The sequence below is a fragment of the Dongia sp. genome (assembly GCF_041918875.1).
Lineage (GTDB): Bacteria > Pseudomonadota > Alphaproteobacteria > Dongiales > Dongiaceae > Dongia.
The window spans coordinates 257,850-279,363 of record NZ_JAYRUV010000003.1 but is presented as its reverse complement, the minus strand read 5'-3'; the positions used below and the strand labels follow the sequence as shown (position 1 = coordinate 279,363).

The 21,514-nt window shown below is 63.6% G+C and carries 22 protein-coding genes; 10 read left to right on the top strand and 12 right to left on the bottom strand.

The window, feature by feature from the left end; translation table 11 throughout:
* Positions 1-22: 22 nt before the first annotated feature.
* The 7 genes from ACE3TY_RS04985 to ACE3TY_RS04955 all read right to left on the bottom strand — a co-directional run bounded on the left by ACE3TY_RS04985 (position 23) and on the right by ACE3TY_RS04955 (position 6,163).
* Positions 23-655, bottom strand: coding sequence for an EF-hand domain-containing protein (locus ACE3TY_RS04985; RefSeq protein WP_374651454.1), 633 nt, complete (start codon positions 653-655; stop codon positions 23-25).
* A 111-nt stretch (positions 656-766) separates the two neighbouring features.
* Positions 767-1,045: a hypothetical protein gene (locus ACE3TY_RS04980; protein WP_374651453.1), complete on the bottom strand. Its 279-nt coding sequence runs from the start codon at positions 1,043-1,045 to the stop codon at positions 767-769.
* A gap of 76 nt (positions 1,046-1,121) precedes the next feature.
* Positions 1,122-2,081 carry an acetyl-CoA carboxylase carboxyltransferase subunit alpha gene (locus ACE3TY_RS04975; RefSeq protein WP_374651451.1) on the bottom strand — a complete coding sequence of 320 codons (960 nt, stop codon included), beginning with the start codon at positions 2,079-2,081 and terminating at the stop codon, positions 1,122-1,124.
* Positions 2,082-2,134: 53 nt separating this feature from the next.
* Positions 2,135-3,115, bottom strand: a complete 981-nt coding sequence (locus tag ACE3TY_RS04970) for a CoA ester lyase (RefSeq protein WP_374651449.1) — start codon at positions 3,113-3,115, stop codon at positions 2,135-2,137.
* 117 nt (positions 3,116-3,232) lie between these two features.
* A complete protein-coding gene (gene xerD / locus ACE3TY_RS04965; protein WP_374651447.1) occupies positions 3,233-4,180 on the bottom strand; it encodes a site-specific tyrosine recombinase XerD in 948 nt (315 codons plus the stop codon).
* Positions 4,177-6,006, bottom strand: a complete 1,830-nt coding sequence (locus ACE3TY_RS04960; protein ID WP_374651445.1) for a hypothetical protein — start codon at positions 6,004-6,006, stop codon at positions 4,177-4,179. The genes xerD and ACE3TY_RS04960 overlap by 4 nt, the downstream gene beginning before the upstream one ends.
* Before the next feature lie 13 nt (positions 6,007-6,019).
* On the bottom strand, positions 6,020-6,163 hold the full coding sequence (locus tag ACE3TY_RS04955; RefSeq protein ID WP_374651443.1) for a hypothetical protein: 144 nt from the start codon (positions 6,161-6,163) through the stop codon (positions 6,020-6,022).
* 220 nt (positions 6,164-6,383) lie between these two features.
* Here ACE3TY_RS04955 and ACE3TY_RS04950 point away from each other — a divergent pair, with 220 nt between their 5' ends.
* The 4 genes from ACE3TY_RS04950 to ACE3TY_RS04935 are packed head-to-tail and all read left to right on the top strand — an operon-like array spanning position 6,384 to position 10,159.
* A complete protein-coding gene (locus ACE3TY_RS04950) occupies positions 6,384-7,040 on the top strand; it encodes a shikimate kinase (RefSeq protein WP_374651441.1) in 657 nt (218 codons plus the stop codon).
* Positions 7,037-8,182: a 3-dehydroquinate synthase gene (gene aroB / locus ACE3TY_RS04945; RefSeq protein ID WP_374651440.1), complete on the top strand. Its 1,146-nt coding sequence runs from the start codon at positions 7,037-7,039 to the stop codon at positions 8,180-8,182. The genes ACE3TY_RS04950 and aroB overlap by 4 nt, the downstream gene beginning before the upstream one ends.
* Positions 8,183-8,229: 47 nt before the next feature.
* Complete coding sequence (locus ACE3TY_RS04940; RefSeq protein WP_374651438.1) at positions 8,230-9,552, top strand: HlyC/CorC family transporter; 1,323 nt, start codon at positions 8,230-8,232, stop codon at positions 9,550-9,552.
* Entirely contained in the window at positions 9,545-10,159 is a 615-nt protein-coding gene (locus ACE3TY_RS04935) for a DUF2889 domain-containing protein (RefSeq protein ID WP_374651436.1), read from the top strand. Before ACE3TY_RS04940 ends, ACE3TY_RS04935 begins: the two co-directional genes overlap by 8 nt.
* Position 10,160: 1 nt before the next feature.
* Here the strand turns inward: ACE3TY_RS04935 and ACE3TY_RS04930 are convergent, their stop codons facing one another.
* Entirely contained in the window at positions 10,161-10,433 is a 273-nt protein-coding gene (locus ACE3TY_RS04930) for a BolA family protein (protein WP_374651435.1), read from the bottom strand.
* Positions 10,434-10,447: 14 nt separating this feature from the next.
* Entirely contained in the window at positions 10,448-10,951 is a 504-nt protein-coding gene (locus tag ACE3TY_RS04925) for a YchJ family protein (RefSeq protein WP_374651433.1), read from the bottom strand.
* 101 nt (positions 10,952-11,052) lie between these two features.
* On the opposite strand from ACE3TY_RS04925, the gene ACE3TY_RS04920 reads away from it, so the two are divergent.
* From ACE3TY_RS04920 to cobT, 3 genes are all read left to right on the top strand, one after another.
* The gene (locus ACE3TY_RS04920) at positions 11,053-11,679 is read left to right on the top strand and encodes a DnaJ domain-containing protein (protein ID WP_374651432.1); all 627 of its coding nucleotides are present in this window, start codon (positions 11,053-11,055) and stop codon (positions 11,677-11,679) included.
* Positions 11,680-11,852: 173 nt separating this feature from the next.
* Entirely contained in the window at positions 11,853-12,851 is a 999-nt protein-coding gene (cobS, locus tag ACE3TY_RS04915; RefSeq protein WP_374651430.1) for a cobaltochelatase subunit CobS, read from the top strand.
* A 22-nt stretch (positions 12,852-12,873) separates the two neighbouring features.
* Positions 12,874-14,751: a cobaltochelatase subunit CobT gene (cobT, locus tag ACE3TY_RS04910; RefSeq protein ID WP_374651428.1), complete on the top strand. Its 1,878-nt coding sequence runs from the start codon at positions 12,874-12,876 to the stop codon at positions 14,749-14,751.
* Between the two features lie 17 nt (positions 14,752-14,768).
* Here the strand turns inward: cobT and ACE3TY_RS04905 are convergent, their stop codons facing one another.
* Positions 14,769-15,083, bottom strand: a complete 315-nt coding sequence (locus ACE3TY_RS04905) for a hypothetical protein (protein ID WP_374651427.1) — start codon at positions 15,081-15,083, stop codon at positions 14,769-14,771.
* A gap of 239 nt (positions 15,084-15,322) precedes the next feature.
* On the opposite strand from ACE3TY_RS04905, the gene ACE3TY_RS04900 reads away from it, so the two are divergent.
* Complete coding sequence (locus tag ACE3TY_RS04900) at positions 15,323-16,198, top strand: SPOR domain-containing protein (RefSeq protein WP_374651425.1); 876 nt, start codon at positions 15,323-15,325, stop codon at positions 16,196-16,198.
* Here the strand turns inward: ACE3TY_RS04900 and ACE3TY_RS04895 are convergent.
* Positions 16,195-17,817, bottom strand: coding sequence for an SUMF1/EgtB/PvdO family nonheme iron enzyme (locus ACE3TY_RS04895; protein WP_374651423.1), 1,623 nt, complete (start codon positions 17,815-17,817; stop codon positions 16,195-16,197). The two genes, ACE3TY_RS04900 and ACE3TY_RS04895, sit on opposite strands and share 4 nt — an antisense overlap.
* A 123-nt stretch (positions 17,818-17,940) precedes the next feature.
* On the opposite strand from ACE3TY_RS04895, the gene ACE3TY_RS04890 reads away from it, so the two are divergent.
* Together ACE3TY_RS04890 and ACE3TY_RS04885 are read left to right on the top strand one after the other, a co-directional pair.
* Entirely contained in the window at positions 17,941-19,455 is a 1,515-nt protein-coding gene (locus ACE3TY_RS04890; RefSeq protein WP_374651421.1) for a UbiD family decarboxylase, read from the top strand.
* Complete coding sequence (locus ACE3TY_RS04885; RefSeq protein ID WP_374651419.1) at positions 19,452-20,330, top strand: 5-formyltetrahydrofolate cyclo-ligase; 879 nt, start codon at positions 19,452-19,454, stop codon at positions 20,328-20,330. The genes ACE3TY_RS04890 and ACE3TY_RS04885 overlap by 4 nt, the downstream gene beginning before the upstream one ends.
* A gap of 5 nt (positions 20,331-20,335) precedes the next feature.
* Here ACE3TY_RS04885 and ACE3TY_RS04880 read toward each other — a convergent pair whose 3' ends face one another.
* Positions 20,336-21,502, bottom strand: coding sequence for an acyl-CoA dehydrogenase family protein (locus ACE3TY_RS04880; protein ID WP_374651417.1), 1,167 nt, complete (start codon positions 21,500-21,502; stop codon positions 20,336-20,338).
* Between the last annotated feature and the right edge of the window lie 12 nt (positions 21,503-21,514).

Sequence of the window (21,514 nt, the reverse complement as noted above, 5' to 3'; positions counted from 1 at the left end):
GCCAGTCCCCAGAGGGATCGGGTTACGGCAGGACCGGCCCTTCGCCACTCGGCGCATAGCGTTTGTGATGCCGCGGCATTTCGTCCTTGGCGATCTTGCCATCCTTGTTATCGTCAAGGCGCACGAAGATCTTCTCGGCCTGGGTGCTCCACTCCGCGGCAGAGACCTTGCCGTCCTTGTCGGTGTCGAGGCGTGCCATGTGGTCCTTTCCATCGGGGCCGCCCTTGCCGTCATGGGGCTTGCGCATCTTGCCCAGTTCGTCGGCGGTCACGACCCCGTCCTTGTTCGCATCCATCTCGGCGAAAGTCATGCGCCCCTTCTTCGGCCATTCGGCTTCCGTCACCTTGCCGTCATTGTTCTGGTCGAAGTGCTTGAGGAACATGGCGCCCATTTCACCCTGCTTGCCTTCCATCTTGGCATGCTGGGCATCGAAGAAGGTCTTGAACTCCGCCTCGGTGGCAAAGCCATCGCCATTGCTGTCGACGCTCGTGAAGTGGGTCTTGCGCTGGGCGTCGAATTCGGCGCGGTCGATCGCGCCGTCATTGTTCGTGTCGGCATTCGGCCATGGGCCCATCTCGGCGACAGCCGGCACGGCCGCGCTCAGCATCAGGCCGATGACACCGCCTAACAGCATGAGACGATTGGAATTTTTCATTTACCGATACTCCGTCATGATAGGCTGCCTCGCAGCCCCTTCATGACGTTACACGGCGCTTCGGGAAGAACCCTGCGCAGGGCGGAAAGACCGCCGGCGCCTGGCCGGAGCCTACATTTCTCCGGAACTCAGGACCCCATCGCCATCGGTATCGAACTGGACGAAAAGATCGTTGCCACTCTGCATGTATTCATCAAGGCTGATCGTTCCGCTGCCGTCGAGATCGCTGCCTTGGAACAGGGACGATCCGCCATGGGTCATCGCCCGCTCCATTTCCTCGGGCGAGAGGGCCAGGTCGCCATCCGCATCGGCCTGGTTGAAAAAGCTCATGCGGGCGGAATCGAAATCGATCGCCGACATGCCCTGCTCGACCCCGATAACGCCGGGCATGAATACATCGTCCTGAGCATTGGCGGCGGCTCCCAAGACAAGCCCAGCCAGCGTGAACGCCGCGCGCCACGTGAATTTAGGCATTGAGACCTTGCCGTCCCATGTCGAGGAACTTCTGGCGCCGTTCGGCGCGGACGTCGGCGCCGGATTGATTGTCATACTTGGTCAGCGCTGCTTCGACCGCATCGCCAAGACGCGTCGCCGTTTCGCCGCGCGCACGGTGAGCCCCGCCCAGGGGCTCGGCGACGATCTCGTCAATGACACCGAGCTGCTTCAGATCCTCGGCGGTGAGCTTCAGGGCCTCGGCCGCATCCTTGGCCTGTTCGGCGCTGCGCCACAGGATGGAAGCGCAGCCTTCCGGGGAGATCACGGAATAGACCGAATGTTCCAGCATGACGATGTGATTGGCGGCGGCCAGCGCGATGGCACCACCCGAACCGCCTTCGCCGATGATGGCCGAAACCAGCGGCACCTTGATCTTGAGGCAGGTCTCGATCGACCGCGCGATCGCTTCCGCCTGGCCGCGCGCTTCCGCCTCGACGCCCGGATAGGCGCCCGGCGTGTCGACCAATGTCACGACCGGCAGTTCGAATCGCTCCGCCAGTTCCATCAACCGGATCGCCTTGCGATAGCCCTCCGGCTTTGCCATGCCGAAATTGTGTCGAACACGGCTCTGCGTGTCGTTGCCTTTCTCATGCCCCATGATCACCACCGGGCGGCCACGGAAACGACCGAGGCCGCCCTGGATGGCACGATCGTCGGCGAAGGCGCGGTCGCCCGCCAGCGGCACGAAATCGGTCACCAGGGCCGCGACATAATCGCGGAAATGGGGCCGTTCGGGATGGCGTGCCACCAGCGTCTTCTGCCAGGGCGTGAGTTTCGCATAGGTCTGCTTCAGGAGCTTTTCAGTCTTGCTCTGCAGCTTGGCGACTTCTTCGGCGATGTTGATGTCGCCGCCAGTGGCCACATGCTTCAGTTCGGCAATCTTGCCGTCCAACTCGGCAATCGGCTTCTCGAATTCGAGGTAGGTCGCCATTCTCGCAAAACTCTCCCAGTAACTAGCCCGGTGAAACTTGCCCGGTGGCCGGCTTATTTGGCGCCGGAAATCTGCCGTGCCTTGGCAAGTAGCACCTCGGCCTGGCGGATAGAAGCCAAATCGATCAGGCGGCCGTCGAGGGAGACGGCGCCCTTGCCCTCTTTCTGAGCCTGGGCCATGGCTTCCATGATGCGTTCGGCCTTCTTCACCTCGGCTTCCGCCGGGCTGAACAGCTCATTGGCAAGGGCCACCTGCGACGGGTGGATCGCCCATTTGCCTTCGCAACCCAGCACATTGGCGCGGGCGCCGGCAGCCTTGTAGCCGTCGGCATCGCCGAAATCGCCAAACGGACCGTCCACGGGGCGCAGGCCGTTGGCGCGCGCCGCAACCACCATGCGGGCGACGGCATAGTGCCACATGTCACCCCAATGCACGTCGCGATTTCCGCCGGCATCCTTGTCGGTGAGGATCGAATAGGCAGGGTTGGCGCCACCGATATTGGTGGTCTTCGCCTTGGTCGAGGCGGCATAGTCGGCAACGCCGAAATGCAGGCTCTCATTGCGCTTCGAGGCGGCGGAGATAGCGTGCACATTCTGCATGCCCAGCGCCGTTTCGATGATCATCTCGAAGCCGATGCGCTTCTTGCGCCCGACCGCCGCTTCGCATTGCGTGACCAGCATGTCGACGGCATAGACATCCTCGGGCGTGCCGACCTTCGGAATCATGATGAGGTCCAGGCGCTCGCCGCCCTGTTCGATCACGTCCACCACGTCGCGGTACATGTAATGGGTGTCGAGACCGTTGATGCGCACCGACATCTGCTTGGTGCCCCAGTCGATGTCGTGAAGGGCCTGGATGATGTTCTTGCGCGCCTGTGCCTTGTCGTCGGGCGCCACCGCATCCTCAAGATCGAGGAAGATCACGTCGGCGGCGGATTTCGCCGCCTTTTCGAAAAGCTGCGGCTGCGAGCCGGGAACGGCGAGTTCGCTGCGGTTGAGACGCGCGGGTGCCTGGTCGACGATCTTGAAGCTCATGTTTTCACTTCCTGCCCAGATGGTTGCGATTGTTATTGGCCCGGGGTCCGGGCTGCTGTCAATCCTCGCCTTTGCGCTGCACAATGCCTGCGCCGGGAGCGGCATGCTTTGGCCAATTTACTTTTCCTGGGCAGTTTTACGCTTTCCAGATGTGGATTTCGCCGCTTTGGCCAGCGGATGATGCGTTTCCACCAGGGATTTCAACCGTTCCTGCTGTACATGCGTGTAGATCTGCGTGGTGGCAATGTCGGCATGGCCCAGCATCTTCTGCAGGCTGCGCAGGTCCGCGCCATGGTCGAGGAGATGCGTGGCAAAGGCGTGGCGCAGGACATGGGGCGAGATTCGTGCCGGATCGATCCCGGCCTTGAGACCGATCTCCTTCAGCATCTGCCCGAAGCGCTGGCGCGTGAGATGCCCCTCCTTGCCCCGCGACGGGAACAAAAAGGGCGAATTCGGACGCTCTCCAAGATGGCTTTGCCGATGCGCCAGGTAGGCGGTGACCGCCGCCTTGGCCGGCGGGTTGAGCGGCACCAGCCGCTCCTTCCCGCCTTTGCCGCGCACCGTGAGAAACGGCTGATCGCGCATCATCGCGGCAATCGGCATGCGCACCAGCTCGCTCACCCGCAGACCCGTCGCATAGAGCAGTTCGATCATGGCAAGGAGCCGCGCCCCTTCAGCGCCGTCGAGCTTGCCGCAGATATCGATGAGGGATGCCATTTCCTGTTCCGACAACAGCTTAGGCAATGGCCGGCCGAGCTTGGGCGCGTCCAGCGCCGCGGTCGGGTCGTCGCCTCGCCGGCCATCCTCGACAAGAAAGCGATAGAATTGCCGCAGGGCGGAGAGCCGCCGCGCCTGGGTACGTGGGGAAAGATCGCGATCGGCGAGGAACCCCAGATAGGCGCGCAGATCCGCCGAACTGGCCGTACCGAGGGCATTGCGCCGGGCCGTCAGGAACTGCAGCAGATCGTCGAGATCGCGGCGATAGGCGGCCAGCGTATTGGACGCCGCATTGCGCTCCGCTCCCAGCATTTCAAAGAAGGCGCCCAGCGCCGGATCTGCGCTCACAGCCCGGCGAGGACGGCGATTTCGCGGGCAATGCGGCGCGCGTCCGCCTCCAGTCCCAGATCAATCATGCTACGGAGGGCGCTGCCGAGAGTTGCCGGATCGGCTGCGATCGCCTTGTCGCCACCGATGCCGATAAGGCTCAGTGTCAGCGCCTCGCCCTTGCGCTTGCCGGCGGCGGCGGCCACGATCTCAGCAGCCGGCGAGCCGAGTGCGACGATCGGTGCCGCCTGGAAATTGCCGGCAACGGGCGATGCCACGGGCTGATTGAGGCCGGCCAGCAATGTATAGAGCAGCTCCACGCGCGGATTGGCCGTGCCACTGGCCTTGCTCCAGGCCGCTACCGGATCGCCGGAACCGGGCAAGCCGGCGATCCGGCCGAGAAGATCGAGCCCTTCCTTCTCGCCGGCACCTCGGAAGGCGCCGGGGTTGGCCGCCACCGTGTTCAGCCAGTAGCCGCCTTTGTCCGCTTGGCCGATGACGAACATCAGGCGCGCGGCCTCGGGCGCGAAGAAGGCGAGTTCCCGCGCCGGCGCGATGTCGCGGGCAAGCGGGCCAAACAGCTGCGCCTGATTGAGATAGTCGCCGCGCTGGCGCGCTTTCTTGAGCGCCGCGTCGACGATGCGCGCCTTCTGCGCCGGCATGCCGCCGCGATATGCGGCCTGATAAAGCTGCGCGCGCAATTCGACCGTATCGCTCATGCCGATCGCCGTCGCCGGGTCGGCGATGCCCGCCGGCATCTGCAGATAAAGCTCGCCCAGTTCGCGGTCCTGAATGAGGCCGTAGCGAAAGGCCTGCTCGGCGGCAGCGACGCGTTCCGGCAGCGGTCGCGTGACGTCGCGCGCGATCATCACGCTGCCGCCGGTGCCGACCGGCACCATCTGCGCAGCGCCAATGGCGGCCGGCGCCTTCATGCCCACCGTCTTCATGAGCGCCACATTCAGCGGGTCCGGCACGGCCACATTCTTCGGCACGCGCTTGGTTTCGCCATTGGCGAGTGCCGCAAGTGCGATGAAATCCTTGGTCGCCGGATCCGGATCGTTGCGTTCGCGCAGCAGATCGAGGCCTAATGAGGCCGGATCGTTCTGCTCGCGCATGATCTGGCAGAATATGACCGCGCGACGGAAAAAGAGGTCCGGCGCCTCGGCGCGCGCCGCGATGCTGTCGACCTGCTGGCAGGCCCCGTTCGTATCGTTGGCCAGGAGCGCCTTTTCGACGGCTTCCTGGGGATCCATCGGACCCGCCGCGGGCGTCCCCTGCCCCAGCGACATCGCGGCATCGTTGAAGCCCATCTGATGCAGCTTGTCGGCCCGCCCCGGCATCAAGGGATCGACCGGACCGGCAGCACCCGCGCTGGGCGCATCGGTCAGCAGCAGCCGGCGCTGCAGGTCGCCCAGGCTGGGCACGCCGACCGGCGCCGGCAATTTCGGCACGAGGCCCATCAGCCGCGACACTTCGGAGGTCCGCCACAAATCCGCGCCGAGACCGCCATTGCCGGCATTGAGCAAGCCGGTGCCGCTCAATGCGGGCGATGCAGCGACCGGATCGGCTGGCGGCAGCGGTGTCGCGGAAGGCAAGGGCTGCTCGCCAGGGAGCTGAGCCGGCGGCGGAGAGGCTGGCTGGGCCGGCTGAACGGGCGGCAGGGGTGCCGCTTCGATCTCGCCGCCCGCCGGCGGCTGTGTGGCCCCAGGCGCAGGCAGCGGCACGCCAAGAGGTGTCGGATCGCCGGAAAGCGCCCAAGCCTCGGAAACGTAGCCGGCGAAGGAAAGGATGGCGGCGGCGCACACCGCCGGCAGGGCACGTCCCCAGAGGCTGCGGCGCTGCCGCATCGGACGGTCGGGCCTATTGCAAGGACAGCCGGTCATTCGGAATCTGCAATTCCACCTGCTGCGTCGGCGCCGGCAGCTTGTAGGTGCCGAGAAAGACGATGCCGCCCAGGATGACGAGGACGGCGATGCCGAAGATGCTGAGGATTGGCTTGCTCATGTCTGGAATATCAATTGCTTAACCATGGCCCGTGACACCGTATCCGAGACTTTGCGGACATTGCGGTCGGGATCGGATGCAACATGCCATAGCGCCGGATTCGAATGCTAGTTCAAATACTAACCGCGATTTCGGGTTCCTGGGCTTCAACTCGGCGTGACGGAGCCTGCCGCCGCCCTAAACCTTGACGCGGAGGCTAAGTGCCTGATACCCACGGCAAATGGTCGAAACAACCCAAAACAGCGCCGTCCATGGCGCCACCGCAGGCGGTCGCGCCGGTTCGCGCGAAACGGCCGATCATGCCCTGGACAAGGCCTTCGCCCACGGCGTCCTCGCCCAACTCAAACGCCCGATCGTTCTCGTCGGCCTGATGGGTGCCGGCAAGAGCTGCATCGGCAAGCGCCTTGCCAGCCATCTGGGCCTGCCCTTCGTTGATGCCGACCGCGAGATTGAGGCGGCGGCGGGCTGCTCGATCCCCGACATCTTCGCCATGCATGGCGAGAAGGCATTCCGCGATGGCGAACGGCGCGTCATCCAGCGCCTGCTCGGCAACCCGGTCCATGTGCTGGCCACCGGCGGCGGCGCCTTCGTCGACCCGACCACGCGCGCGCTGGTCAAGGAACGCGCCATCTCGATCTGGATTCGCGCCGACCTCGATTTGCTGTTCAAGCGCGTTTCGCGCCGCAACGACCGGCCGCTGCTGCAGAACGTGGATCCGCGCGCCAAGCTTGCCGAACTCATCGAACTGCGCCATCCGTTCTACGCCGAGGCCGACATCATCGTCGACAGTGCGGACGGCCCCCCGGAAGTGACATTGGGCCGCGTCATGGAGGCCTTGCACGACCATTTCGCCAGGGCGCAGGATGCGGCATCATGAGTGTTGCGCCAGCCAATGCCCGGAACCATGTGCAGCCCGACCGCTTGCGGGTCGAACTCGGCGCGCGCAGCTACGATATCCTGATCGGCCGCAATCTCATCGCCGCCGCGGGCGAGCATATCGTGCCGCTGCTCTCGAAGCAGCATGTCGTGATCGTCACCGACGCCAATGTGGCCAAGCTTCATCTCGAGGGCTTGGAACATGCCCTCGCCCAGGCCGGCATCAAGGTGGACAGCATCATTCTTCCTGCCGGGGAAGCGACCAAGAGCTTTGCCGAGGTCGAGCGCCTGACCGGCCTGCTGCTCGACATGAAGATCGAGCGCGGCTCCACGCTCGTGGCTCTCGGCGGCGGGGTTATCGGCGATCTCACCGGTTTTGTCGCGGCCATCACGCTGCGCGGCATCGACTTCATCCAGGTGCCGACGACCCTGCTCGCCCAGGTCGATTCCTCGGTCGGCGGCAAGACCGGCATCAACACGCCGCACGGCAAGAACCTGGTCGGCGCCTTCTATCAGCCGCGCCTGGTCCTCGCAGACACGGCCACACTCGACACCTTGCCCCGGCGAGAATTGCTGGCGGGCTACGCCGAAGTGGTGAAATACGGCCTCATCGACGAACCGGAATTCTTCGCCTGGCTGGAAGCCAATGGCATGGATGTGATCGAGGGCGACGAGGCCGCGCGCCGGCACGCCATCGCCGTCTCCTGCCGCGCCAAGGCCCGCATCGTCGGCGCCGACGAACGCGAAAGCGGCGCCCGCGCTCTTCTCAACCTCGGCCACACCTTCGGCCACGCGCTGGAAGCCGAATGCGGTTTCTCCGACGAGCTGCTGCATGGCGAAGGTGTCGCCATCGGCATGGTGATGGCATTCGACCTCTCGGCCACGCTGGGCCTTTGCCCGCTGGCGGATGCCGCGCGCCTGCAGCGGCATCTGGCCAGCGTTGGCCTGCCGACGGCACCCGGCGCCGTGCAGGGCCGCTTCTGGTCGGCCGAGCGGCTGATCGAGCATATGGGCCGCGACAAGAAGGTGAAGGACGGTCGCATCGGTTTCGTGCTGGCGCGAGGCATCGGCAAGTCGTTCCATCCTGCGCATGTTGACCTTGCCGAGGTCATGGCAACTCTGGAGACGGCAATCGCCGCCTGACCCTGCATCGCGACCGGCGGCTTATATCTCGATAGTGGATGGCGAAGATGGATTGGATCCTGCTGAACCTCGGCGTTCTGGTGCTCCTGGTCCTTGGTTCCGCCTTCTTCTCCAGCTCCGAAACCGCGCTGACCGCGGCTTCCAAGGCACGCATGCTGACGCTTGCCAATCAGGGCTTCAGGCGCGCGGCCGTGGTCAACAAGCTGCGTGGGCGCATGGAGCAGGTGATCGGCACGATCCTGCTTGGCAACGCCTGCGTCAATAGCTTCATCGCTATCCTCTCGGCTCAGGTCTTTGCTGTCTATTTCGGCGATTCTGGCGCTGTCTATGCCGGCATCGTCGCGACCATCGTCATTTTCGTGCTGGGCGAGGTGCTGCCGAAGACGTTCGCTATCAATCATGCCGACCGCTCGGCCCTGACCCTGGCGCCTTTGGTCCTGGTCCTGGTGCGCGCCACGGCGCCGGTCACGCAGCTGACCCAGCTGGTCTGCAGCGGCCTGCTGCGCCTCTTTGGCGTCAAGGTAGTCAATGAGCCGGGTGCCGAGGAGCGGATCGAAGAGCTGCGCGGTGCCATCGCGCTCCATGCCGGCGCCGACGAGGAAATCCGCGAAGCCGGCCAGATGCTGCATTCGATTCTCGATCTTGAGGACGTGCCCGTCTCCGACATCATGGTGCACCGGCGCAACATGACCTTGATCGATGCCGACCAGCCGATCGAGCAATTGGTGGCCGAAGTGCTGCAGAGCCCGCATACGCGCCTGCCGCTCTATCGCGGCGAAGCCGACAACATCATAGGCGTCCTCCACGCCAAGGCGCTGCTGCGCGCAATCCAGGCCAATCAGTGGAAACTCGACGGCCTCGACATCGTCTCGCTCGCCGCTTTGCCCTGGTTTATTCCCGACCAGACCAACCTTTTGGCGCAGCTTGAGGCGTTTCGCAGTCGGCGCGAGCATTTCGCCATCGTGGTCGACGAATATGGCGCCTTGATGGGTATCGTGACGCTGGAGGACATTCTGGAGGAAATCGTCGGCGACATTTCCGACGAGCATGACGTCACCGTGGCCGGCGTCAGTCCACAGCCGGACGGCAGTTTGGAGATGGACGGCACGGTCACCTTGCGCGATCTCAACCGCGAATATGGCTGGCGCCTGCCCGATGAGGAGGCCTCAACCATCGCCGGACTGGTGCTGCACGAAGCCCAGCAGATCCCTTCGCCCGGCCAGGCCTTCGCATTCTATGGCTTCCGTTTCGAGATCCTCGAACGCCAGCGCAACCAGATAACCCGGATCAAAGTGATGCCGCCGGCCGATACCGTATTGCCCAAGACCGTCCGCCCCAGCGAGAAGCGCGAGGTCAGGCAGCATGGTTGAACCCCTGCGATCACTGCCGGAAGCTGCGCCGCGCGAACCCCTGCATACGCGGCGTTACGATTTCCGCGGATACCGGCGCGCCGACGGCCTGTTCGATATCGAAGGACGCATGGTCGACACCAAGGATTATGCATTCCCCAACGAATGGCGCGGGGTGGTCGAACCGGGCGCACCGGTGCATGACATGATCATCCGCCTGACGCTCGACGATCACTTCACGGTCATGGACATCGCCGTGGTGACGGCGGCTTCGCCATTTTCCATCTGCGGCGACATCACGCCGGCCTTCGACGCGCTCAAGGGTGCCACCGTCGCCAAAGGCTGGTCGCGCACCCTGCGCAACAGCGTCAGCGGCGCCCATGGCTGCACGCACCATGTCGAAATGCTGCGCGCGATGGGCACGGTCGCCTTCCAGACGATCTATGGATATCGCGAGAAGGCCAAGCGCGACGCCGGCCTCGCCCGGCACGAAGGTCCGCCGGCCGACACCTCGCCGGGAAAACGCCCCGGCTTCCTCGACACCTGCCACGCGCTGGCCAGCGACGGCGAAGTCGTGCGCACACATTGGCCGGCATTCTTTGTGCCGCCGGCAAAGTCGGCAAATTAGATCACACCTCCCCCGGCGCCTTAACCACCAGCGCCAGGGCGTGGACGCCGGCATTGAGGTCATCCGCCAACGCGGCATAGACCATCCGCTGGCGCTCGACGCGGCTTTTGCCGGCGAAGGCTGCGGCCGTAATCTCCACCTTGAAATGCGTTTCGCCGCTTTCCTTCCAGGCGGCATGGCCGTGATGCTGGTTGGTTTCGTCGATGACGTTGAGTCGTGTCGGGGCGAAGGCCGCCTGCAGCTTGGTGCTCATGCCGTCGGCAACCTTGCCCATGATACTCAGCTCCCTTACGCCGCGGCGCCGCAGCACTTTTTATATTTCTTGCCCGACCCGCAGGGGCAAGGATCGTTGCGGCCGACCTGCACCACGCGGCGCGGCGGCGCCTTGGGGTTGATCTCGCCATCGACATAGACCCAGCGTCCGCTCTCGCGCTTGAAGGTCGCCTTCTCGTGATGGATGCCGGTCTGGCCTTGGGCCTTGAAACGGGCAATGAACTCAACCTCGCCCGTCTCGTCTTTGTCGCCGCCGCCGACCACGTTCCGGATTTCGAGCCCGCGCCAGTCGATGTCGTCGACCATATGCTGGCCGTGCTCGCGGTCGAAAGGCTCGTCCATGTCGCTGGCATGGGTCTTGTCGATATAGTCGAGGTTGCCCAGCTTGAACGCGCTATAGCGCGAGCGCATCAGGGCCTCGGCCGTGGGCGCGGCGGCACCGTTGATCAAGGGCAGGCAGCACGCCTCAAGCTGTTTTCCCGAACCGCAATGGCACATCGTCATGAGATCAAGACCCATCAAATAATTTCCAGTCGCCGCATTGGCTTAGACTGCGACATGACTTCCTGCAAGCGCTCTCGCCCTTGCGAGAACGCCGCGCGCCCCTCATACTTAACTTCATGTCGAAAGAACAGACCATCCGTCATCGGCGCCGCAGCCATTACGACCCGGACCCGCCGCCGCGCCAGACCATCTGCGATCATGCCGGCTGCCAGGAATCCGGCACCTTTCGTGCGCCCAAATCGCGTGAAAAACTCAACGATTACTACTGGTTCTGTCTCGACCATGTGCGCGAATACAACCGTACCTGGGACTATTACGCGGGGATGGGACCGGCGGAAATCGAAAAATCGGTGCGTTCCTCGATCGTCGGCGACCGGCCGACCTGGAAGCTCGGCCAGCGCTCCGCCAGCGGCCGGCAATACAAATTTGCGGCAGGCACCCGCTTCGACCTTTTCCCTGAGGAAGTACAGGCGGAAATAGAGGCCCGCCTAGGCCAGGCCAAACGGCAGGCCGAGAAAGAGGCCAAGGCCCGCGCGCGCAGGAAATTGTCGGCTGAGGAACAGGCGCTGGCGGTGCTGGATCTGACAGCGCCGGTCGATTGGGATGCGATCAAGATGCGCTACAAGGCCCTGGCCAAGCAGTTGCATCCGGATTCCAATGGCGGCGACAAGGCGGCCGAGGAGCGCCTTAAAGTCGTCAATCAGGCCTATAGCACGCTCAAACGTGCCGCCATCCTCGACTGACGCAGTGGGATTGGCTCCCTTCCTGCCGAATTGGTGGGCACAGGGTCGAATCGCGACCTAAACCCTGCCGAAAGCAGGGCTGCTTTGCAGGGAATGACCTAGTCACCATTCCGGAATTGCCCTAAAAAGGGCGCCCTTTTCTAAGACGTTAACGAGCTGACGAGCCCCGTATCATGGTCACCCAGAACCTCGCCCAAATCGACAAGTCCTCGATGCCCGATATCAACATCTCGGTCCGCCAGATGTTCGGCCTCGATTCCGACCTCCAGGTACCGGCCTTCAGCCAGCGCACCGAGCTTGTCCCCGATGTCGATGACAGCTACCGCTTCGATCACGATACGACCATGGCCATCCTGGCGGGCTTTGCCTTCAATCGCCGCGTGATGATCCAGGGCTATCACGGCACGGGCAAATCGACCCATATCGAGCAGGTCGCGGCGCGCCTGAACTGGCCCTGCATCCGGGTCAACCTCGACAGCCATATCAGCCGCATAGACCTCATCGGCAAGGATGCGATCGTCCTCAAGGACGGCAAGCAGGTGACCGAATACCGCGAAGGCCTGCTGCCCTGGGCGCTGCAGCACCCGACCGCCCTCGTCTTCGACGAATACGATGCCGGCCGCCCGGACGTGATGTTCGTCATTCAGCGCGTGCTCGAAGTCGAAGGCAAACTGACGCTGCTCGATCAGAACAAGGTGATCCGCCCGCACCCGGCCTTCCGCCTGTTCGCGACGGCAAACACCGTTGGCCTCGGCGACACGACCGGGCTCTATCATGGCACGCAGCAGATCAACCAGGGCCAGATGGACCGATGGAACATCGTCGCCACCCTCAACTACCTGCCGCATGACGACGAAGCGAACATCGTCGTCGCCAAATCGCCGACCTATGACAACGAGGCCGGCCGCAAGCAGGTCAATGCCATGGTGGCCTGTGCGGAGCTCACCCGCGCCGGCTTCATCAACGGCGACATATCGACCGTGATGAGCCCGCGCACGGTCATCACCTGGGCCGAGAATGCGCGCATTTTCGGCGATATCGGTTTTGCCTTCCGCGTCTCCTTCCTCAACAAATGCGACGAGCTGGAACGGCCGGTCGTCGCTGAATATTACCAGCGCTGCTTTGGCCAGGATCTGAAGGATTCCGCGACCCAGGCCAATATCCGGGCTTGAGCGAGCGGGGTCGAGGGCAGCAATGTCGGGACCGAAGAATCCGGTCGAAGAGTTCCGCCGCGTCACCGGTGCCACCATGCGCGCCATGTCGGGCAACAAGGAACTGCAGGTGAGCTTCGCTCCCAACCAGGGCCAGAACTCGGGCATGGGCGGGATCAGCGGCAACGAAGCGCGGCTGCCCTTGCCCGGCCGGCATCTGCCGGCGGCGGATGTCGCTCTGACACGCGGCGAATCCGACGCGATCGCCCTGAGACTTCGCCATCACAACGCAAGGCTCCATGCCCGCGAAGCGCCGAAGAGCCAGCTTGCACGCGAAATATTCCAGGCGCTGGAAACGGCGCGCGTCGAAGCGATCGGCTCCAAGCGCATGGACGGTGTGCGACAGAATTTGAATGCAGCACTCGACGAGCATTGCCGGCAGAAGGGCTTTGTCCGCGTGGCCTCCCGTCAGGAAGGTTCCCTGCCCGATGTGCTGCGCCTGCTGGCGCGCGAAAGCCTCACCGGCCAGGCCGTTCCGGATCTCGCCAAAAGCATGGTCGACCTGTGGCGCGGCGACCTGCCGCAAAAGGTGCGCGAAGACATCGAGCGTCTGGGTGAATGCCTGACCAGCCAGCGCGCCTATGCCAAGGCAACGCGGCGCCTGCTGGCCGACATGGAACTCGAAGCCAGCGAGGACGATTTCGATCCCGAGGACGAGGAGCAGGAGAACCAGGACGATCCCGATCAGGACAATCAGGACGACCAGCAACAGACCAAGGGCAAGGAACAGCAGAAATCCGACAGCCAGATGGAGCTGGAATCGGAGGCGGCGGAGAGTGCTGCAGCGGAATCTGAGGATGTCGACGCAGAAGAAACCGATATGGAGATGGACGCCGAAACGGGCGACGAAAAGCCCGGTTCGCCCAAGCGCCGCAACGAGCCGGATTTCAGCCGCCGCAACGAGGCGCCCTACAAGCCATTCACCACGCAATTCGACGAAGTGGTCGACGCGGCCGACCTGTGCGATCCGGAAGAATTGGCGCGCCTGCGGCAACTGCTCGATCAGCAATTGACCGCGCTGCAGACCGTCGTCGCCAAGCTCGCCAACCGCCTGCAGCGCCGCCTGCTTGCCAAGCAGAACCGCTCGTGGAACTTCGACCTCGAGGAAGGCATCCTGGACGCGGCGCGCCTGCCGCGCGTGGTCGTCAATCCGGACCTGCCGCTTTCCTACAAGCAGGAAAGCGATACCGAATTCCGCGACACCGTCGTCTCGCTGCTGATCGACAATTCGGGTTCGATGCGCGGCCGGCCGATCACGGTTGCCGCCATGACCGGCGACATCCTGGCCCGCACACTGGAGCGCTGCGGCGTGAAGGTCGAAATCCTTGGCTTCACCACCCGCATGTGGAAAGGCGGCCAGTCGCGCGAAAGCTGGATCGCCGCCGGGAAGCCCGGCAATCCGGGCCGTCTCAACGATCTTCGGCACATCATCTACAAATCCGCCGACGCGCCGTGGCGCCGCGCGCGCAAGAACCTGGGCCTGATGCTGCGCGAAGGGATCCTCAAGGAGAATATCGACGGCGAGGCCCTCCTCTGGGCACACAACCGCATCGCCGTGCGACCCGAACAGCGCAAGATCCTGATGGTCATCTCGGATGGCGCGCCGGTCGACGATTCGACGCTGTCGGTCAACCCGGGCAACTATCTGGAGCACCATCTCCGCGACGTTATTGAGTGGATCGAGACGCGCTCGAATGTCGAACTGGTTGCGATCGGCATCGGTCACGACGTGACGCGCTATTATCGTCGCGCCGTCACGCTGGTCGATGCCGAGCAATTGGGCGGCACAGTACTGGAGCAGCTCGCCGCCTTGTTCGAGGAAGATCACCGCCGCGGCGGCAAAAGCGGTTTCGCCGCCTGAAGATTCGCGCCTGAAGATCAGCGCTGCTTGCGGGCGATGGCGGGGACGGGCTGCGCTTGCCAGGAGTCGATTTCACCATCAGGGCCGCGCGGCGCCTCGTCTTCTTCCGGTTCGCCCTTCAGCGACATGATCGCCATGCCCATCTGCAAACCGGCGAAAGTCAGGCCCGTGAAGAAGGTCAGCAGCGCGACCGCAAGAATACCGAAGTTCGACGAGCCGACAAGCGTCGCCAAGCCACCGACATCCAGCGCAAAGAATGCTGCCACGAAGATACCCGCCATGGCATGGCCGATCAGCGCGTGTCGCAGCATGAATTTGACCAGAAGCGGCATTGGGACCTCACCATATTTGGCAGTGTAACCGATATTACCTCGCACGGTTCCCAACGCCGTTTAAGGCGTCATATTGCCGCGAGACTGTGGCTTGGGTCGGATTCAACAAAAATGTGAGGTTCTCGAAAAGTATCGTCGGCAGAATGGAACCGCCCCCGGTCGCGACATCGACGCGACTCGTTTCTTCTGTCTATGATGTAGTTAGTCCGAATTTACACGTCTTCAGGTGGAGCCTAATCATGGGTGCCTTAGCCGGTTTCCGGCCTGTCCTCACACTGCTCATGCCGGCCAAGGCGATGGCGGCGGCATTGATGGCTCTAGCCCTTGGCTCGGTGCCGGCACAGGCGGATCTGGCTGCCGCGGAAGCCGCGATCGCGGCCAGGAAATATGATGCCGCCATCGCGGAACTGCAGCCCATGGCCGAGAGCGGCGACGGTTACGCCAAGTGGAAACTGGCACAGCTTTACCTGGCCGGCCATGGCGGCACCGTGACCGAGGGCGTGGAACTGTTGAAACAGGCCGCGGAAGCCGGCGAACCTGAAGCGCAATCGCGCCTCGGCGTCCTGTATGCAAAGGGCGAAGGCGTCCCGCAGAGCGATACCGAGGCTTATAAATGGCTCTCCCTCGCCGCGCGCGGGGCATCCCCAGGCGTCTCTCGCCTGATGGCGGAGACCAATCAATCGATCGTCGGCCAGCGCATGACGCCGGAGCAGCGCGCCGAAGCACAGGCAAAATCGGATGAAGCCGCAGCCGGATATCAGGCCCCCGTCGCCGCGGCCGCGACACCGGAGTCCGTACCTGCTTCCACACCCGCCCCCGAGATCGAGCAACCCCAGGCCGCGGCCTTGCCGCCATCTGGGGTCCCCGCCGGAATCCGCCTGCAGATCGCCTCCGTCCCGAACGAAAGCGATGTCGAGGGCGAATGGCAGCGGCTGAAGAAGCGTCTCGGCGCGCCACTCGACGGCCAGGAACTCCATGTCGAACGAGCCGACCTTGGCGCCAAGGGAGTTTTCTATCGCCTGCAGATCGGCCCTTTCGCCGACCGCGCCGCGGCCAATGCGACCTGTCGCGACATCATGGCGGCGGGCGGCGAGTGCTTGCTGGTTGGGCCTTAAAGGTCTCGGGCGACCCGAAAGCCGTAATTGAAATACGCCGTCGGGCGGTTGTTGCCTTCGCGGTAGGCTGAGCGATTGTGATCGGGCAATCCGTCCCAGGCGGAACCTCGGACGGCGCGCATATCGCAATTGCCGGCACGGCGCGGCTTTGCCGACGGGCCGATGCCGTCCAGATCGTCATTCCAGCAATCGGCCACCCATTCCTTCACATTGCCCAGCATGTCGAAGAGGCCGAACGCATTGGCCGCGAAGGAACCGGCCGGCGCCGTGAAGACATAACCGTCGTCGCAATCGACACTGCGCCAGCCCTTGAAGTGCGCCGCGGCCGCACTATCGGCGATATTGCCATTGGCGCAGATGGCGTCCGTATCGTCCCCCCACGGCGTTGGTGTCTGCGTTCCACCGCGTGCGGCATATTCCCATTCGGCTTCACTGGGCAGCCGATAGGCCCTGCCGGTCGTGGCGGCGAGCCATTTGACATAGGCCAGTGCATCATCCGCCGAAATACAAACGACCGGATCGCGATCGCTCTGCTTGTAGCCCGGATTGCGCCAGTTCCGGCCGTCGACGAAGTCGAACTTCCCCGCCGGTGTCTCCGCCCAGCAGCGGCGCGCGGGCTCATATCCAGCTGCCTCGACAAAGGCGCCGAACTCGCCACGCGTCACTTCGGATTTGCCGATGGCAAAGGGCGCAACCGTAATCGGCGTCTGGGGAAATTCGGCTTCCGTGGCACCCCGTTCGCCATTGCGCGCCCCCATGACGAAATTGCCGGGCGCCATCGTCACGAGTTCGGGGCAGGATGGGCAGTCACGAATGATTTTCCCTGCCGCGGCACCACTCGGCGGCGGTTGCACCGCTGCTGTCGTCGTTGGCAGTTCGGCACCGGTATCGGGCGCCACGGATGCCGCCGCGCCTCTCTCCTGAAAGTAAAAAGCGCCGGTCAATGACGACGATTCCCATGGTATCTGTTTCTCTGCCGTCTGCTTCAGGACATCGACGCGCGCATTGCGGAAAGTTTCCTCGATGGAGATGCCGGGCTGCTGCATGGCCTTGGCCAGCGCCTGGGTATAGGGGCTGTTCTTGCCCGCCCCATCGGCGGCCGTTTCGCCCGGCGCGGTCGCATAGGCAATGAAGCTGCCTTTGGGCGCATCCATGCGCGCGAGGCCGCGATCGACCGACCGAACCGAGCGCGGCAACGGGTTGTTGCGGCAGGCATCGAGGATGATGATGTTGATCCGGTTGCCGGCAAATTCCATCTGCTTCAGAACCCAATCGGCCGGAACGGCTTCCAGTTCCGCATCCGCCTCCTTGCCGATTTCAGCACGGAGCGGAATGAGATAGTTCTCTCCGGCAATCTGCACGCCGTGGCCGGCATAGAAAAAGAGACCGGCCGCATCCGGTCCCGCTGCGGTCAATGCCGAGCCAAAATCGGCGATGGCGCGCTTCATCTGCTTCTGGTCGGCGTCGATGAGCTTGGTGACCTTGAAGCCGAGCTTGGCCAGCGTCGCCGCCATCAGCGCGGCATCATTGGCGGGATTTGGCAGCTTGCCCATCTCGCCCCCATAGGTCGAATTCCCGATAACCAGGGCGAGGCGCGGCTCAGCCGTCGCGGCAGGCATGGAAAATCCCAGGAGCAGGCCAACCAGCAATGCCGCGCGGTACATTTCTGTCCTCGATCCGACGCAAAGTAGCGATGTCACAGCCTAGCCCATCGCGGGGAAACCCGCTAGATTGGCCGGACCATGCCTTATGAATCCCTGCGCGATTTCATCCAGAAACTTGAGAGCAGCGGCCGCCTGGTGCGGGTTGCGGCACCGGTCGATCCGCATCTCGAAATGACGGAAATCCAGACTCGCCTGCTGGCCGAAGGCGGCCCCGCGGTGCTGTTCGAAAATCCCGTCTCGAAGACGACCGGCAAGCGCTACGCCATGCCCGTGCTGGTCAATCTTTTCGGGACGGTCGAGCGTGTCGCGTGGGGCATGGACCGCGAACCCGAAGGCCTGCGGGCACTTGGCGAGACTCTGGCCTTCCTCAAGCAGCCGGAACCGCCGGGCGGCTTCAAGGAGGCCTGGGAGATGCTGCCGCTCCTGAAGACGGCCCTCGCCATGAAGCCCCGCCAGGTCGGCTATGCCCCGGTACAGGATGTCGTTCTCACCGGCGACCGGATCGACCTGACCGAATTGCCGGTACAAGGCTGCTGGCCGGGTGAGCCGGCACCGCTCATCACCTGGCCGCTGGTCGTCACCAAGGGTCCGGGCAAGGGTAAGTCTGACAATTTCAACCTCGGCATCTATCGCATGCAGGTGCTGGGCAGGAACCAGACCCTGATGCGCTGGCTGAAGCATCGCGGCGGCGCGCAGCACCACGCGCGCTGGGCCGCTTCGAAGCGCGAGCCATTCCCCGCCGCCGTCGTGATCGGCGCCGATCCCGGCACCATTCTCGCCGCCGTGACGCCGGTGCCCGATACGATGTCGGAATATCATTTCGCCGGCATGCTGCGTGGCAGGAAGGTCGAACTCGTCGATTGCAAAACGGTGCCGCTGCAGGTTCCGGCGCAGGCGGAGATCGTGCTGGAAGGCCATGTCTCGCTGGAAGATTACCGCGACGAAGGCCCCTATGGCGATCATACCGGCTATTACAATTCGGTCGAGCCCTTCCCGGTCTTTACAATCAGCGCCATTACGATGCGGCGCGACCCGATCTATCTCTCGACCTTTACCGGCAGGCCGCCCGACGAGCCTTCGGTATTGGGCGAAGCGCTCAACGAGGTCTTTATTCCACTGCTGACCCAGCAGTTCCCTGAAATCGTCGATTTCTGGCTGCCGCCCGAAGGCTGTTCCTATCGCATTGCAATCGTCTCGATGAAAAAGGCCTATCCAGGCCATGCCAAACGCGTGATGTTCGGCGTCTGGTCGTTCCTGCGCCAGTTCATGTACACAAAGTTCGTCATCGTCGTGGATGACGACATCAACGCACGCGACTGGAAGGATGTGATGTGGGCGATCTCCACCCGCATGGATCCCGTACGCGACCTCACGCTCGTCGAACGGACGCCGATCGATTATCTCGATTTCGCCTCGCCGGAAAGCGGCCTTGGCGGCAAGATCGGCCTCGATGCCACCAATAAACTGCCGCCCGAAACGCATCGCGAATGGGGTGAGAAGATCGCCATGGATCGTAATATCGTCGACAATGTCACCGCCCGCTGGGCCGAGCTTGGCCTGCCGGGCAGCGGCAAGCCGATCTGGAAGCGATGATTTCGCATTCGGCCAATTGGGGTGAGGTCAAAGCCTGGCGCAAGGAGGCGCGCGCGAGGATTCTTGCCGCGCGTACAGCCTGCCCGCCGACTTTGCGCCAAGGGATGTCGGCAGCCTTGATGGAACGCCTTCACCCCCTGTTGCAGGAGGCCGAAGGACCGATCAGCTTCTATTGGCCATTCCGCGGCGAGCCCGACCTGCGCCCGCTGATGCGCACGCTTGCCGCCGAAGGTGTCGAGATTGCCTTGCCGGTCGGGACGAAGATCGGGGAGCCGTTGACCTTCCGCCCCTGGTCGCCAGGCTGTGCCATGGCGCGCGGCATCTGGGATATTCCCATTCCGGCGACCGACCTGGAGATCACGCCGCAGACGATCGTGGCTCCGCTGGTGGGCTTCGACGCCGCCCTCTATCGCCTGGGCTATGGCGGCGGTTTCTTCGACCGCACCCTGGCTGCACGCAGGAAGCCGGGCGAGGTGATCGGCATCGGATTTGCGATGTTCCAGCTACCCAGCATCGAGCCGCAGCCGCACGATATCCCTATGGGCCGCATTGTCACCGAGCGCTCGGCGGCCTTGCAGCCAGGCATCGGCAGTGCGTCGCCCGTCTGCTATGCCGAGGAATCCGAACGGAATTATGCGGGCGATTTCGAAGCACAGGAGATTGCCGCTGCCTTGCAGCCATTGGCGGGGTTGCTCTCCGGAGAGCGCCGCCCGCTGCTCGACTTCATCTATTGGCGGCTGGGTACGGAACCCGAGGGCAGTTCGGCGTCGCCGCCGGCGGATATCGACAATTATCTCAGCCGCCTCATACCGCGTGTCGCCGATAACGGCATTCACGCGGCGCTGCAGGCCTTGCGCGCAACCCTATTGCCGTAAGCTTGCTATTGTTCCTTCGCCCGCAGCATCTCGCGCGAGATGATGTGGCGCTGGATTTCCGACGTGCCCTCCCAGATGCGCTCCACACGCGCGTCGCGCCACATCATTTCCAGCGGCAATTCCTCCATCAGGCCCATGCCACCGAAAATCTGGATCGCCTGATCAGTGACACGGCCCAGCATCTCGGTGGCAAAGAGCTTCGCCATGCCGGCATCGCCGTTGGTCATGGTGCCGTTCTGCAGCTTCCAGCAGACATAGGCGGTAAGGGCGTCGGCCGCAGCAAGTTCGGTCTTCATATCGGCAAGCTTGAAGGAAACGCCCTGGAACTTGCCGATCGTCTGGCCGAACTGCTTCCTGGTTGCGGCCCAATCGAGCGCCAGTTCCATGGCACGCTCCGCCTTGCCGCAGCAATTGGCGGCGATGAAGACACGGCCGCCCAGCAGCCATTCATTGGCGACCTCGAAACCTGTTCCTTCCTCGCCCAGGATCTGGCGCTTGTGCAGGCGGACATTGTCGAAGAAGAGTTCCCAATTGTCATAGGCACGGTAGGAAACGCAGCGCGGGCCACGGCGGATGGTAAAGCCCGGCGTGTCGCGATCGACCAGGAAAGCCGTGATACGCTTGCGGGGGCCCCGCTTGGTTTCATCGATGCCGGTGACTGTGAAGACAATGGCGAAGTCGGGCACGCCGACGCCGGTGATGAAATGCTTGCCGCCATTGAGGATGTAGTCGTCGCCGTCCGCCTCGGCCCGCGTCGTGATCGACATGGCATCCGACCCCGCACCAGGCTCGGTGAGTGCGAAGACTTCCATCTTCTCGCCACGCACGGTCGGCAGCAGATATTTCTCGATCTGATCGCCCTTTGCCGCCATCAGGATGTAGGATGGGCGCCCGACGAACTTCTGCACCGCCCAATTGGCCTTGCCGAGTTCGCGTTCGAACAGCATCTGCGACATGACATCGAGACCGGCACCGCCGACCGATTCCGGCATGTTGGCGGCATAGAGCCCCAGCGCCTTGGCCTTCGCCTTGATCGCATCGCCGATCTCCTTCGGCACATGGCCCAATTTGTCGACTTCCCGTTCAACGGGATAGAGCTCTTTCTCGACAAAAGCGCGTGTGGTCTCCACCAGCATGCGCTGTTCATCGGTCGGCTGAAAATCAAACGGCATTGAGGAATCCCC